This is a genomic window from Arthrobacter sp. JCM 19049 (genome assembly GCF_001310435.1).
The window spans coordinates 1-1142 of the sequence record NZ_BAXF01000612.1 but is presented as its reverse complement, the minus strand read 5'-3'; the positions used below and the strand labels follow the sequence as shown (position 1 = coordinate 1142).

The 1142-nt window shown below is 69.8% G+C and carries 1 pseudogene; it reads left to right on the top strand.

Going from position 1 to position 1142, the window contains the following annotated elements:
• Nucleotides 1–145 precede the first annotated feature (145 nt).
• Nucleotides 146–1102: pseudogene (locus JCM19049_RS23680) on the top strand (FMN-binding glutamate synthase family protein).
• Nucleotides 1103–1142 lie beyond the last annotated feature (40 nt).

Here is a 1142-nt window from a genome sequence, read left to right as displayed (position 1 = left end):
CGCAGACCGTGTTCCGGCTGCAGCATTCCACCCGCACCCGGCGCTACGATGTGTTCAAGCGGTACACCGCCGCCGTCGACGAACAGGCCGCCGAGCTCAAGACGCTGCGTGGCTGCTGCGGCTGAACACCCAGGCCGCCACCCCGGTGCCCATCCAGGAGGTGGAGCCCGTCAGCGCGATCGTCACCCGTTTTGCCACCGGGGCGATGAGCTACGGCTCGATCTCCGCCGAGGCGCACGAAACCCTGGCGATCGCAATGAACCGGCTCGGGGGCAAGTCCAACACCGGTGAGGGCGGGGAGGACCCGACCCGGCTGAACGACCCATTGCGGCGCAGCGCCATCAAGCAGATCGCCTCCGGGCGCTTCGGGGTGACCAGCCGCTACCTGAGCAGCGCCGCGGACATCCAGATCAAGATGGCCCAGGCGCCAAGCCCGGGGAGGGCGGGCAGCTGATGAGCACCAAGCTCTACCCGTGGATCGCCCGGACCCGGCACTCCACCCCCGGGTCGGGCTGATCTCCCCGCCCCCGCACCACGACATCTACTCGATCGAGGACCTGGCCCAGCTGATCCACGACGCCAAATGCGCCAACCCCTCCGCCCGGATACAGGTCAAGCTGGTCTCCGAGGCCGGCATCGGCACCGTCGCGGCCGGAGTCGCCAAGGCCAAGGCGGACGTGGTGCTCATTTCCGGGCACGACGGCGGCACCGGGGCCAGCCCGCTGAACTCGCTCAAGCACGCCGGCACCCCGTGGGAGATCGGGCTGGCCGAGGCCCAGCAGACGCTGATCCTCAACGGCTGCGCCAGCGGGTGACCCTGCAGGCCGACGGGCAGTTGAAGACCGGGCGCGATGTGGTGATCGCCGCGCTGCTGGGCGCCGAGGAGTTCGGCTTCGCCACCGCCCCGCTGGTGGTCTCCGGGTGCATCATGATGCGCGTGTGCCACCTGGACACCTGCCCGGTCGGGGTGGCGACCCAAAACCCGGAACTGCGCGAGCGCTTCAGCGGCAAGGCAGAGTTCGTGGTCAACTTCTTCCAGTTCCTGGCCCAGGAGGTGCGCGAACTGCTCGCCGCACTGGCGCGCGCACCCTGGACGAGGTGATCGGGCGGGTCGAACTGCTGGACACCGCCCAAGCGGCCGC